The 12,901-nt window shown below is 45.4% G+C and carries 11 protein-coding genes; 10 read left to right on the top strand and 1 reads right to left on the bottom strand.

The features are described from left to right. The first annotated feature begins 25 nt into the window (after positions 1-25). The 3 genes from BK139_RS08195 to BK139_RS08185 all read left to right on the top strand — a co-directional run bounded on the left by BK139_RS08195 (position 26) and on the right by BK139_RS08185 (position 2,692). Positions 26-1,003, top strand: a complete 978-nt coding sequence (locus BK139_RS08195; protein WP_076257863.1) for a quinone oxidoreductase family protein — start codon at positions 26-28, stop codon at positions 1,001-1,003. Positions 1,004-1,120: 117 nt separating this feature from the next. Next, positions 1,121-1,894, top strand: a complete 774-nt coding sequence (locus BK139_RS08190; RefSeq protein ID WP_076257862.1) for a class I SAM-dependent methyltransferase — start codon at positions 1,121-1,123, stop codon at positions 1,892-1,894. A 12-nt stretch (positions 1,895-1,906) separates the two neighbouring features. Then, the gene (locus BK139_RS08185) at positions 1,907-2,692 is read left to right on the top strand and encodes an SDR family oxidoreductase (protein WP_076257861.1); all 786 of its coding nucleotides are present in this window, start codon (positions 1,907-1,909) and stop codon (positions 2,690-2,692) included. A 308-nt stretch (positions 2,693-3,000) separates the two neighbouring features. Here the strand turns inward: BK139_RS08185 and BK139_RS08180 are convergent, their stop codons facing one another. Next, a complete protein-coding gene (locus BK139_RS08180) occupies positions 3,001-4,185 on the bottom strand; it encodes an MFS transporter (protein WP_076257860.1) in 1,185 nt (394 codons plus the stop codon). A gap of 98 nt (positions 4,186-4,283) precedes the next feature. Between BK139_RS08180 and BK139_RS08175 the strand changes: the two genes are divergently transcribed. From BK139_RS08175 to BK139_RS08145, 7 genes are all read left to right on the top strand, one after another. Further along, positions 4,284-5,324 carry a DmpA family aminopeptidase gene (locus BK139_RS08175; RefSeq protein ID WP_076257859.1) on the top strand — a complete coding sequence of 347 codons (1,041 nt, stop codon included), beginning with the start codon at positions 4,284-4,286 and terminating at the stop codon, positions 5,322-5,324. 138 nt (positions 5,325-5,462) lie between these two features. Next, positions 5,463-5,654, top strand: coding sequence for an IDEAL domain-containing protein (locus tag BK139_RS08170; RefSeq protein ID WP_048011255.1), 192 nt, complete (start codon positions 5,463-5,465; stop codon positions 5,652-5,654). A gap of 344 nt (positions 5,655-5,998) precedes the next feature. Further along, complete coding sequence (locus tag BK139_RS08165) at positions 5,999-7,165, top strand: pyridoxal-phosphate-dependent aminotransferase family protein (protein ID WP_076257858.1); 1,167 nt, start codon at positions 5,999-6,001, stop codon at positions 7,163-7,165. A gap of 29 nt (positions 7,166-7,194) precedes the next feature. After that, positions 7,195-7,893, top strand: a complete 699-nt coding sequence (locus BK139_RS08160) for a hypothetical protein (protein WP_076257857.1) — start codon at positions 7,195-7,197, stop codon at positions 7,891-7,893. 121 nt (positions 7,894-8,014) lie between these two features. Beyond that, a complete protein-coding gene (locus BK139_RS08155) occupies positions 8,015-9,913 on the top strand; it encodes a sigma 54-interacting transcriptional regulator (RefSeq protein WP_076257856.1) in 1,899 nt (632 codons plus the stop codon). A 12-nt stretch (positions 9,914-9,925) separates the two neighbouring features. After that, positions 9,926-11,362 (top strand): FAD-binding oxidoreductase, encoded by a 1,437-nt coding sequence (locus tag BK139_RS08150; protein WP_076257855.1) that lies wholly within the window; start codon positions 9,926-9,928, stop codon positions 11,360-11,362. 18 nt (positions 11,363-11,380) lie between these two features. Next, complete coding sequence (locus BK139_RS08145) at positions 11,381-12,715, top strand: (Fe-S)-binding protein (RefSeq protein WP_076257854.1); 1,335 nt, start codon at positions 11,381-11,383, stop codon at positions 12,713-12,715. Positions 12,716-12,901: the final 186 nt, after the last annotated feature.

Raw genomic sequence — 12,901 nt, 5'->3', positions numbered from 1 at the left:
AAATATAGAGAAGGAGTGTTTGAAAATGAAAGCCATTCAATTCAAAGAATATGGGGGACCTGAAGTTCTTAACGTAATCGAAATGGACCGGCCGCAGCCGACCGGACGGGATGTTTTAATCGAAGTGCATGCCATCGGAGTGAACTATGCCGATACCGCAAGAAGAGAAGGGCAGTATGTGGTGCCGACTCCTCTGCCGTTCATTCCGGGTGCAGAGGTGGCAGGTGTTGTCGCAGCAGCAGGTGAAGAGGCGAGTATTCCGGTTGGCACTAGAGTCGTGACGCTAATTGAATCAGGCGGCTACTCGGAATATGTTACAGCCGATGAAAGGGGTCTGATTCCGCTGCCGGAAGGACTGGATTTCAATCTTGCTGCGGCACTGCCCCTGCAAGGACTGAGTGCCTATCATATTTTAAAAACGATGGGCCGGCTTGAAGCGGGTGAAAGCGTCCTTGTCCATGCAGCCGCGGGAGGAGTGGGAACACTTGCCGTTCAGCTTGCAAAATTATTCGGGGCCGGGACTGTCATTGCTACCGCCAGCACAGACGAAAAACTGCAGCTTGCAAAAGAAATGGGGGCCGATGTCCTAGTCAACTATACAAATGACGGCTGGGAAAATGAAGTACTCGAAGCAACAGGCGGAAAAGGTGTGAATTTGGCACTCGAAATGGCAGGCGGGGAAATTTTTAATAAAACCTTGAAATGCCTTGCCACATTTGGCCGCCTTGTTATTTATGGTGTGGCAAGCGGAGAGCAGAGCCGGTTTTTTCCTTCTTCCTTAATGGGGCGGAATCAATCGGTCATCGGATTTTTCCTGCCGCAGATTATGAGGAAACCGGAATTGCTGCAGCCGAGCATGAAGGAATTATTATCTTATACAGCCCAAGGGAAGCTGAAGCTGACTATTGGAGAAGTCCATCCTCTTGAGGACGCTGCCAAAGTACATGAGCGGATGCAGTCTAGGCAAACAAAAGGGAAGCTAATTCTAGTGCCTGCAAGATAAACAGCAGCCTGCCATTTCACCAAGTGGCAGGCTCTTTTTCTATTAATCTGACAGGATTATAGGGATTTGTATAGAAACTAAATAGTATAGGTGAATTTTTAATGGTGGTGATTACATATGGAAAAGGAAGAGATAAAGAAAAAGGTACAAAATACATTCGGTAAAAACGCAGAAAAATATGTGACAAGCAAAATTCATGGAGATGCGGCTGAATTAAATCAGCTCGTTCAAACGCTGAATCCGCAGAAGGATTGGGTGGTGCTGGATATTGCTACAGGCGGCGGGCATGTGGCCAAAAGTCTGGCATCCTATGTTTCCCAGGTCTTCGCAGCTGATTTGACAAAAGCGATGCTGGCGAATACCGCACGCCATCTGGAAAGCTATAAAAATATCTGGTATATCGTTGCAGATGCGGAAGCTCTGCCCTTTTTGGATGAGACCTTTGATGCTGTCACGTGCCGGATTGCGCCCCACCATTTTCCTCATCCGGAAAAGTTCGTTGCCGAAGGTGCCCGAGTTTTAAAGCCAGGCGGCAGCTTTCTGTTAGTTGATAATGTTTCACCGGATGAAAAAGAGCTGGCTGATTATATGAACACTGTTGAGAAATTGCGGGATGACAGCCATTACCGGTGTTTGTCAACGGCAGAATGGAGAAAGCTGTTTGCTGCTTCGGGACTAAATGAAACGAACACGAAAAGCAGGAAGAAAACCTTCGAATTCCCGTACTGGGTAAGGCGGACAGCTGAAAGTGAAGAACAGATTAAGGCAGTCGAAGAGTATATTCTGCAGGCTGATCAGGCTGCTGCGGATTATTTTCAAATTGAACTTCAAGAAGGCAAGGTTCAATCCTTTAAAGTGGATGAATGGATGGCACTTTGCTTAAAACAATAGGAGGAAACGATCATGGATTTAAACCTGAAAAATAAAAAAGCGCTTGTCGTGGCTTCAAGCCAGGGCCTCGGAAAAGCCATTGCAGCACAGCTTGCAAAAGAAGGCACCAAGGTCATGATAACAAGCAGGGACGAAGCAAAACTAAAGAGCGTTCAAGATGAATTCCGTCAACAATTTAATGCCGATGTTGAGTATTACCGTGCAGATGTCACAAACCCTGAGGATATTAAAAACTTGATTCAGCATACAGCTGAAACACTTGGGGGAATTGATATTTTAATCAATAATGCCGGAGGTCCTCCCGGGGGAACGTTCGAAAACCTGACAGATGAAGACTGGGAAAAAGCGTTTCAGCTAAATCTATTAAGCCATGTCAGACTGATACGCGAGGCACTCCCTGAATTAAAGAAAAATGGCGGCAGGATCATTAATATAGCATCATCAAGCATTAAGCAGCCGATACCGGGCCTGCTCTTATCCAATACATTCCGCCTTGGAATTGTCGGACTGACCAAAACACTCTCAGAGGAATTGGCAGATTATAATATCTTAATCAATACAGTAGCTCCGGGAAGAATTGCGACTGACCGGGTTGATTATCTGGATCAGCATAACGCGGACCGGCAAAATATCACCAAAGAAGAAGTCGCAGAAAGAGCCAAAAGCAAAATTCCGCTGGGCAGATACGGAACCCCGGAAGAATTTGCGAACATGGTCACCTTCCTTGCATCTGATGCCAGCAGCTACGTGACCGGAAGCTCCATTTTAGTCGATGGCGGGATGGTGAAAGCTTTATAGAAGGGGGAAAGTCAGAGTCTGAACCCTGGGCCAACTTCGGACACTGCAAGCAGAAAGAAGCGTGCCAGCGTCAGAACCCGGTTCAACTTCGGACACAAAAAGCAGAAAAAGGGGCGCCAGAGTCAGAACCAAGGCCGACTTCAGACACAGAAAGCAGAAAAAGTGCGCCAGAGTCTGAACCCAGGCCAACTTCAGGCACAGAGTGTGAAAATCACAAGCTCAAAGTCCGAACACACCGCACCACCTGAAAACTCACCAAAAATAAAAAGACGATTTTCCCCATCGCCCTGGGAAAATCGTCTTTCTCATTAACCGCGTTTTGTAAGCAGAATCCAGATATACAAAAGAATTGAAATCACAACCGAGCCGGCTGCTGTCAAATAAATCGTGCTGTACCCAAACAAATAAGCGATTTGCCCAAACACGATGGCGCCAATCCCTACTCCAAGGTCAAAGAAGGAAAAGAACGTAGCATTGGCCATCCCACGCCGATTGGCGGGCGCTTCTTTTACAGACCAGGCCTGAAGGGCGGGCTGGACTGATCCGAATCCGAGACCATAAAGAATCGCAGCTATATACATAATCATGCTGCTCGGAAGCCACGCCAGCAGGAACATGGCTGCCAAAATCAGCACCGCTCCTGGTAAAAATATAGCCTGGTGCCCCCTTTGGTCATATAATCTGCCGGCAAAAGTCCGGGAAAGCATCAAGGCTATGGCAAACAGCAGGAAGTACCAGTGGATGCCGCCGATTCCTTTTTGGGCTGAATATATAGGAAGAAATGATGCGATGCCCCCGAAGGTGACGGTGATGAAAAATAAAAGAAACGAAGGCCTTAAAGCACTCTTTTCATAGATGTCCCAGCGCTTCTGGGGCACACTTTGTTTTTCAGCCTGCTTGTAGTTGATCCTCGATGACAACACCAGTGCGGCTAAACCCAGCAGGGCACAAATTAAGAATAAGAGTTTGAAAGAGATGACTCCGGCGAGCGCCAGTCCGAGGGTGGGGCCGAATGCCAGGGCAATGTTCCCGGAAAGCCCGAAGTATCCCATACCTTCTCCCCGCCGCTTTGCAGGAATTAAATCAGTGGCAATGGTTCCCGAGGCTGTAGTTGAGAAACCCCAGCCAAATCCCTGGATAATCCTTAAAACAAATAAGAAGATTAAACTATTAATAAAACCAAATGACCCAACCGAGAGCACGAAAATTGCCAGGCCTGTTAAATAGACAAAGCGCCTGCCTTTGGTCTCCAGCGTATGCCCTGCATAAGGACGCAATAGCAGAGCCGAAAATGTAAAGATCCCGACCACTATCCCGATCAGCTGGTCATTCCCGCCCAATTTTTCCACAAAAAGAGGGATAGTGGGCAATGTCATTTGAAATCCGAGAAAAATAAAAAAGTTGGACATCAAGATCAGAACAAAATCCCTTGACCATATCTTTTCGGAACCGGCAGTCTGTTTTTTTGCTTCTCCTGATAAAGTATCAGCCATATAATTCCTCCCACAATGCTGTAAAATGATTAGGTAATCTAAATATTTTTCTATTATAAAGGAAAACAAATGGAAATTCTATTTTAAGGAGCGGCCAGATGAAGATTAGAGAAAGAGGAGTAACAATTGGAACACTGAGACCTGGAAAAAAGAATTGCATTACAGATATAGATGGAGTCATGGCAGGCCACATCACTCTGGACTATCCTCTGGATGATGACCAATATGTCTGTACGGGCGTAACTGCCGTTTTGCCGCATGGAGGAAATCTTTTTCGTGAAAAAGTCCCGGCAGCCTCCTATGTCATCAATGGCTTTGGTAAAACGACGGGTCTGGTGCAGGTGGAAGAACTGGGTGTGATTGAATCTCCGATTATGCTGACCAATACATTCGGAGTGCCGTCAGTCACACAGGGAACGCTGGAATACCTGCTAAAAACCACACCGGAAATTGGAGACACAACCGGAACCGTTAATATCATCACAGGAGAATGCAATGACGGATATTTGAATTCCATCCGAACACTCTCTGTAAAACCGGAACATGCAATAGCAGCCATTCAAAATGCCAAGCCGGTAAAAGTGGAAGAAGGTGCGGTCGGAGCTGGTACAGGCATGGTGTGTTTTGGGTATAAAGGGGGCGTGGGTGCTTCTTCACGGGTAATCACCGTGGAACAAAGCACAAATGAATACAAAATCGGATGTCTGGTAGTCACGAACTTCGGCAATAAAGACGAATTTCCGTTCATTAAATACGGACTGTCAGAAATTCCGCAGAAAACAAAGGACACGCCTGATGGTTCAATTATGATTATCCTGGCTACAGACGCACCTGTCAGTGACAGACAGCTAAAAAGGCTCGCGAAGAGATGCGGCATAGGCCTCGGACGGGCAGGAAGCCATTTCAGCAACGGCAGCGGCGACATCGTTATCGCTTTTTCCACCGCTAACAAAACCCTTCATGGAAGCAGCAATATGATCGAAACTGCCCATTTTATCAAAGATGATCACCCCATCATGAATCAGCTTTTTCAAGGTGCGGCCGAGGCTGCGGAGGAAGCGATTCTTAATTCGCTGTCACAGGCAAAGACCACAAAAGGGCGGAACGGAAGAGTGGTGGAGGGGATGTTTTCCTATTAGTTGTTTAAATTATCGCTTAATCGGGTACATTGTATTTAACAAGCTTAGCAGCTGCTAACAAAATTTCCAGCAAATAATGATTTGAATAATCTGAAAACTTCTGTTACAATAGAAAAAAGGTCAAGGGGTTGATTGCAAATGGAAAAACGTCTACTTAACTCGCCGCAACAGTCTGAGGAAAACGTGTCATTGTTAGCAGAACAAGTCCTAAATCAAGCTCTTAAGGAATACCGAATAGAAAAGCTTCGCGAAAAAATTGATGAAGCTCTCACTAGCCGAAACCAAAAAGAATTTATGCGCCTTACGGATGAATTAAAGAAAATCTCTTAAGCAAAGCAAATAATACTAATGTTAAAAAGGCAGCCTGTTCGAAAGAACGGGGCTGTCTTTTGTTGTTTTAAAGCCTAATAATATGAATCTTAAAACCGGAGCAACCGAGGAAAAAGGTCGATATACCCGCACTATTCTCACTTTTATACAAACAAAACCATCCTACCGCTGTTTTCAAACCCCTCCTGTTTCACCAAACTGTTCCATATCGTTCCAAAACGAAACACTGAAACAATCCTCAAACACATCAAGCCCTGGTACAAAGGGCATTCCACATTGGCACAATAATTGCACCATAAATCACTAAGCAAAAATGAAAGAAGAAGCACAAAGGGGAGGAAGCTATGTTTGAAGAGAAATTAGATTTAAGATTGCCTGGGCCCGTACAGGTTCCGAAAGAAATACAGCGTGCCATGCTGAGAAGTTTCGATCATCCCATGATGGATTACCGGAATCCGGCCTTCCAGGATGTGCTCCTTGAAACCACTGAAAAGTCCAAAATGATATTCCAGACTGAAAACCTGGTGATCCCGCTTACCTCGAGCGGAGCTTCTGCTCTTGAAACAGCAATTATTAACACGGTTGGCCCTAATGATACGATCATCCTTTGCGTAGTGGGCTATTTTGGCGAATATCTTCAGGGGATTACCGACCATATTGGCTGCAAAACCGTCCGTGTTGATGCGGAATGGGGGAATATTGTCGATCCGGATGATGTGAGAAAAGCATTAAAGCAAAACCCTGAAGCGAAGGCGGTTTTTGCAACACACTGTGAAACATCCACTTCTGCCATAAACAATATTAAAGAGATAGCGGCCGTTGTAAAAGAAACGGATGCCATTTTCCTCGTGGATGCAGTCAGTTCGATCGTCGGCACACCTCTATATATGGACGAGTGGGGCATTGATATGGTGGCAACTGGAGGACAGAAAGCGTTAATGCTGCCGCCTGGCCTTGCATTAATCACGTTGAGTGAAAAAGCCTGGAACACTGTGAATAAGCACCAGTGCCCATCCTTTTACTTTGACCTCAAGCTCTATAAAAAAGGATTGGAATCAGGGGCCGGCACACCATATACACCGAATATATCACTTGTATGCGGGCTTCTTGAAGCCTGCAATATGATAGAAAAAAGCGGAGGAATAGAAGCTGAATACAAAAGGCATGCTGCACTTCGGGATATGACCAGAGCGGGTGTCCGGGCATTAGGTCTTGAATTGCTGGTGGATGATTCGGCAGCAAGCCCAACCCTGACAGCTGTAAAATTAAAAAATGCCGATGAATTCAGAAGGATGATGCGGGAAGAATTTCATATCGCATTGGGAGGCGGTCTTGGTAAGGTGAAGAATCAGATTCTGCGCCTGGGCCATATGGGTTATACAGATGCTGCTGATATGCTGAAAATGTTTGCTGCGATGGAGCTTGCTTTAAAGAAAAGCGGACACGAAGTGGAGTTGGGTGCAGGAGTTTCCGCAGCTCAGCGGCATTGGCTTGAAAATCCATATTGTTAAATTCCTGATCCTAAGGAGATGTGATCCCGGTGAACATCCTTGAAAAACGACTCGCCGACCTGGCAAACCTGCCTTCAGTTACTCCTGGGGATCAGATCCATTTGACACCAGATTGTGTATTCGTCAGCGGTCAAAGTTCACGTAATGTCATAAAAGCATTTAACAGGCTGGGCTTCAAAAATGTAAAAAATGCAGCCAGAATTCTCTTTTCTCATGGGAAGGCAGAAGATGAGGAAATCCGTCAATTCTGTAAAGAAAAAGGAATAAGAGTAATAGATTGTGATTTGCCCCAGCATTTTCGGGCAGAAAATAAGCCGCTGAATGGAATGGTCTTTGCAGGGATAGAAGAGGACATGAAATGTTTGGGTGTAAGAGGGGCCATTCCCGTCGTCATCTCTCCGGATTCAATGGCGGCTTGCCTGGCAACCGGGTCATTAACTATGTTCATACCTGAATCAGTTTATATTGAGATAAGCGGAGCATTAAGCGGAAAAGTAAACGGTAAAAAGCTTTGCAAATATCTGGTGAATATTTTTGATGACAGTTTAATAGGAAGTGCAGTGATTTTGGGTGGAAAGGTTCTGGAACAGCTGAAAGCAGGCGATCTTAAGGAGCTGTCCTATTTTTTTCAGCTCTCCGGCACGGCAATAGGGATTTGTTCACCAGGGGGCCCCTTTGGCCAGGTTGAAAGCGTGATAAAAATAAAGTCAGACGCTATTAAGATGTAAGCTGCCTAAAAAATAGACTGACTATTAAGAAAACTTACCGAAATTTTCCTTGGCATCTGGTAAGATTAATTTAATATAATTATAAAACTTGTCCAAGAGAAAAGGAGAATGAGGTGAAGTGATGTCCGAAATAGCCATTCTGACCCCCCTTGATGCACTGATACAAGTCTCAATGGAAGCTGCGAAAAAGACAGGAGAAGATGTCGCTGTAAGAAAAGTGAGCTTCCGAAATGCTATTGCAGCTGCCAAAGAATTTGAAAAATCCGGCACAGAAGTGATTATCAGCAGAGGAACAATGGGATTAAAGCTCATTGAGTCCGACCTTAGCATACCTGTGGTGCAGATCCCCATAACCGGATACGATCTGCTCCGTACGATCAAAGATGCACAAAAATTGGGACAGAGGATTGGAATAGCTGACACCCGGGATGTTCTGCAGGGCATTGAAACAATCGAATCTGTGCTGGGCATTTCGATTGAAAAGCATAGCGTTGCTGCACCTGAAGAAGCCGAGGAAGCGGTGGAGGCTCTCGGCAAAAAAGAAATAGATGTACTGATCGGCAAAAGTATTTTTACAAACAAAGTCAAAACAGATTCGATTAAAACGGTGATATTAACGTCTGGAGTTGAATCGGTCATCCAGGCGATTCATGAAGCTAGAAGCCTGATTGATGTGAGGCGCACTGAACTGAAACGAACCAAAGAACTCCAGGCAATTCTTGATTTTATTGCGGATGGTGTAATTGCTGTGGATGAACAAGGGATTATTACTGTATGCAATCCTTCTGTCTACAGCATCTTGAACCTTCCTTATGATTCGGTTATCGGTAAGCAGATTGATGATATTCTCGTAAATTCACAAATGAAAAAGGTTCTTTCGACCGGGAAGGAAGAGCTGAACCGCATCCAGGATTCCAATGGTGTGAAAGTGGTTGCCAATCGAATACCCATTAAGCACGAGCAAAAGGTGTTTGGGGCAGTTTGTACGTTTCAGGCGGTCCACAAGCTTCAGCAGCAGGAGCAGGAAATCCGCAAAAAGCTCCTTCACCGCGGCCATGTAACGAAATACAGTCTTCATAATATTGTCGGGGAAAGTGAGATGTATCAAAAAGCGATTCAAAAGGTGAAGAAATATTCACAGGTGGATTCTACTATTCTCCTGACGGGTGAAACAGGCGTGGGAAAAGAAGTGTTCGCTCATCTGATCCATAGCTTCAGCAAGCGGTCGGAAGGGCCATTTGTAGCAGTGAACTGTGCGGCTATTCCAGAGAATCTTCTCGAAAGCGAGTTATTCGGCTATGTCGAAGGAGCCTTTACTGGAGCGAAAAAGGGCGGAAAAACTGGATTATTTGAATTGGCTCATCAGGGAACCATTTTCCTCGATGAAATCGGCGAACTTGCTGAATCCCTTCAGGCCCAGCTGCTCAGGGTTCTGCAGGAAGGAGAAGTGATGCGGCTGGGAGATGAAAGGGTCATCCCCATTAATATTCGGGTGGTCGCTGCTTCGAACCGGAACTTTGAAAAAATGGTAGAAGAAGGAAGCTTTAGAGCTGATTTGTATTATCGCCTTAATATCCTTGATATCCCGATTCCTTCATTGCGTGAGCGCATTCCTGATATTCCTTTATTATGCGATTTCTTCTTAAAAGAATTGGAACCGGGAATCCGGAGAAATAGTAAGGGTTTCACTGCTGAGGCTATGAGAATTCTGCAAAGCTATGATTGGCCTGGAAATATACGCCAGCTAAGGAACATTGTTGAACGGGCGATGATTCTTTCCCCTGAAAGTATGATAGATGCAGAAACAGTTTTAGCAGCAGGCGGGAAAGACTTTACCAAATTGCATGAGCTGAACCAACATAGCGATAGTGAAGAATTTGATTCAGAGACGAAGCTTCAAAGCTTTGAGAAAGAGTATATTCTGAACGTGCTGAAGCAGGTAAACGGGAATAAAACAGAAGCAGCAAAGATCCTGGGAATCGGCAGGACGACCCTCTGGCGAAAAATAAATAGTTTGTGAGGAGGAGAAAAAATGAATGAAACCATGGCACCGCCTCCGCTGAATGAAAATGTCATATCCAGATTAAGAAATATTTTCGGCGAAGACCGGCTTTTAACCAATATCACTGACATGATGACTTACTCGTATGATGCATCCTTTGAAACACAGCTCCGTCCAAAAAATCCCCAGGCGGCCGTTATTGCGCTTTCAACTGAAGAAGTCAGTGAATGTGTTAAACTGGCCAACGAATATAACATTCCTGTATACCCGAGGGGCGCAGCCACAGGGCAAACAGGCGGAGCCGTGCCGGTTAAAGGCGGCATTATGCTGGACTTATCGAAAATGAACAGGATACTGGAAATCGATCACCGGAATATGCAGGCAGTAATTGAGCCGGGAGTCATCCAAAACGATTTAAATGAGGCATTAAAGCCTTATGGACTAAGGTTTCCTCCAGACCCGGGAAGCGCCAATATGTGCACAGTGGGGGGCATGGTTTCCAACAATTCAAGCGGACTGAGGGCAGTTAAATATGGTGTCACCCGCCATTATGTGCTGGGAATGGAAGTCGTGCTGCCCACTGGTGACATTATCGTGACAGGCGGCGCTAAATCGAAGGCGCTTAAATCAGTCTCCGGCTATGATCTTGCCCACTTAATGATCGGTTCGGAAGGTACGCTTGGAATTGTGACGCGTCTGCGCCTCAAACTATTGCCGCTCCCCGTCACAAGAGGAATCGTCCTATGCTCTTTTGAGAGATTGGAAGAAGCAGGCGAGGCTGTTAACGCTGTATTTTCTTCAGGCCTGCAGCCATCGGCTATAGAAATCATGGATCTCAATTGTACAAAGGCTGTAAATATGATGAAGCCTGAGCTGAGTCTTCCGCTGAACAATGAAGCAATATTGGTTTTTGAAGTGGATGGAGCCAGGGAGGAAGTTACTTCGCAAGTGAATCGGCTCAAAGCTGTGGTTGAAAAATTTACGAATTATATAAAATTCAGCGATGAGCCGGAAGAGTGTGAAAAGCTCTGGCAGGCCAGGAAGCTTGTTGGTGCAGCTGTTGGACTATTGAAGCCGGGCGGTTTCCGGGTGTATGGCGGAGAAGACATCTGCGTGCCAATTTCAAAACTTCCTGAAACACTGCGGGAGATTCATAATATCGCAGACCGATATGGCATCATCTGCGGGATATACGGCCATGTTGGCGATGGGAATATGCACACAGGTCCAGTGGTGAATATGAACAATCAGCTTGAAATGGAAAATGTGCAGAAAATGATCGATGATATTCATGAGCTCGCAATCAGGATGGAAGGAACCACTACAGCTGAACATGGAGTGGGAATTGTCCGTGCCAAATATATGGATGTTGAGCATGGAGCAGCCATGGAAGTCATGCGGGCTATTAAGAAGACTCTTGATCCGAATAACATTTTAAATCCGGGCAAAATGGCACTGCCTAATTAGGATGGAGGTGAATGAGGATTGAAATTGCTGACGGCGGAAGAATCCATGAAAACCTGTGTACGCTGCGGTGCATGCCGCAATGTATGCCCAACTCTGAACATAACAGGCAGGGAAGCTGATGGCCCAAGAGGCAGAGTATTGATGGCCAGAAGTCTGATTGAGGGCAATATTCCTGTAAATCAGGAAATCAAAGATCAGCTCGACCGGTGCCTTCTGTGCTCAGCCTGTGTGGATGCTTGCCCAATCGATGTGCAGGTTCCTGATATCGTTATGCTCGCCAAGGAGAGAATTGCAGCAGCGGCTGAAGCTCCGGTTCAAACGGATATAAAAAAACCTGCCTATCCGGCACGTACTTTTAAAGACTACTTTTTTGATCATGTTCTTGCCAATCAAAAAAGACTTAATACTGTTGGCAATCTTCTATGGTTTTATCAAAAAAGCGGCCTTCAGTCTGTAACAAGAGTACTGGGCATCCTGAAATTCTTTCCGGAGCAGATGAGGCAGATGGAAAGAATTACGCCTTCCATATTGCCGCCTTCAAGGCGGAAACAACATCCTGTGTATACACCGAGTGCTTATGAAGAAAAGGAACCAAGGGGCAGGGCAGCCTTTTTCCATGGGTGTATTATGGATGTCATGTTCAGAGAAACAAATGATAATTCTATTAAACTTCTCTCTAAAACCGGCTTTGATGTCGTCACACCTAAAGCACAGGTATGCTGCGGAGCACTGCACCACCACAGCGGGAAAAAAGACAAGGCCATTGAATTGGCCAAAGCGAATATACAGGCTTTTGAAGAAGCAAATGTGGATTATATCATTACCAATGCAGGAGGGTGCGGTGCGGCACTCGCGGAGTATGCGGACTTGTTCCGGGATGATTCCCTTTGGCTCGAACGGGCAAAAGCATTCTCTGCTAAAATCAGGGATATCAGTGAAATCATTTATGAAAAAGGCGAAATGCCTGCAGCTGCCGGCAGGGGTGAACGGGTTACCTATCAGCCTTCATGCCACCTGCAATATGTAATGAAAGTGAAGGATGCTCCAGCTAAATTGGTGAAGGAAATTCCAAATTCAGAGTATGTGGATCTTCCTGAGAAGAAATATTGCTGCGGGTCAGCCGGAATTTATAATCTGCTGCAGCCGAAGCTTGCGAATGAAATATTGGATAAGAAAATGTCCAGGGTAAAAGAAACGGAATCTGCTGTTCTGATTACAGCCAATCCGGGATGCTTCCTCCAAATGAAACTGGGGGTTTATCGTGAAGGGATGGAAGATCAGATAGAAACAAAGCATGTTGCCGACTATCTGCTGGAGTCAATAGAAAGGGCAGAATCTGCCGGAAAACAATAAAGGTTTCAAATCGAAACGGAATAGAGGGCAATTCGTTTCAAAAGAGAACAAGCATGACGAATAAATCGTATTGGAAGGAACTCAGAAATGAAATACAGAAAAAGTCCGAATGTCCCATTCGATTTGAAACCGCTTACTATTTTGGTTCACTGCAAAAAAAATGAATCAAAATTTTTGCTTTTGGCA

Source organism: Paenibacillus sp. FSL R5-0490, assembly GCF_001956215.1.
In the GTDB taxonomy this organism is placed as follows: domain Bacteria; phylum Bacillota; class Bacilli; order Bacillales; family Cytobacillaceae; genus Cytobacillus.
Note: the sequence above shows the minus strand (reverse complement) of the source record. Positions and strands in the feature narration are given on the sequence as shown.

Coding starts and splice junctions, on each gene's coding strand:
- BK139_RS08175 (WP_076257859.1), top strand. CDS start 4,284: ATGAAGATTAGAGAAAGAGGAGTAACAATTGGAACACTGAGACCTGGA.
- BK139_RS08150 (WP_076257855.1), top strand. CDS start 9,926: ATGAATGAAACCATGGCACCGCCTCCGCTGAATGAAAATGTCATATCC.
- BK139_RS08190 (WP_076257862.1), top strand. CDS start 1,121: ATGGAAAAGGAAGAGATAAAGAAAAAGGTACAAAATACATTCGGTAAA.
- BK139_RS08185 (WP_076257861.1), top strand. CDS start 1,907: ATGGATTTAAACCTGAAAAATAAAAAAGCGCTTGTCGTGGCTTCAAGC.
- BK139_RS08195 (WP_076257863.1), top strand. CDS start 26: ATGAAAGCCATTCAATTCAAAGAATATGGGGGACCTGAAGTTCTTAAC.
- BK139_RS08155 (WP_076257856.1), top strand. CDS start 8,015: ATGTCCGAAATAGCCATTCTGACCCCCCTTGATGCACTGATACAAGTC.
- BK139_RS08165 (WP_076257858.1), top strand. CDS start 5,999: ATGTTTGAAGAGAAATTAGATTTAAGATTGCCTGGGCCCGTACAGGTT.
- BK139_RS08170 (WP_048011255.1), top strand. CDS start 5,463: ATGGAAAAACGTCTACTTAACTCGCCGCAACAGTCTGAGGAAAACGTG.
- BK139_RS08180 (WP_076257860.1), bottom strand. CDS start 4,185: ATGGCTGATACTTTATCAGGAGAAGCAAAAAAACAGACTGCCGGTTCC.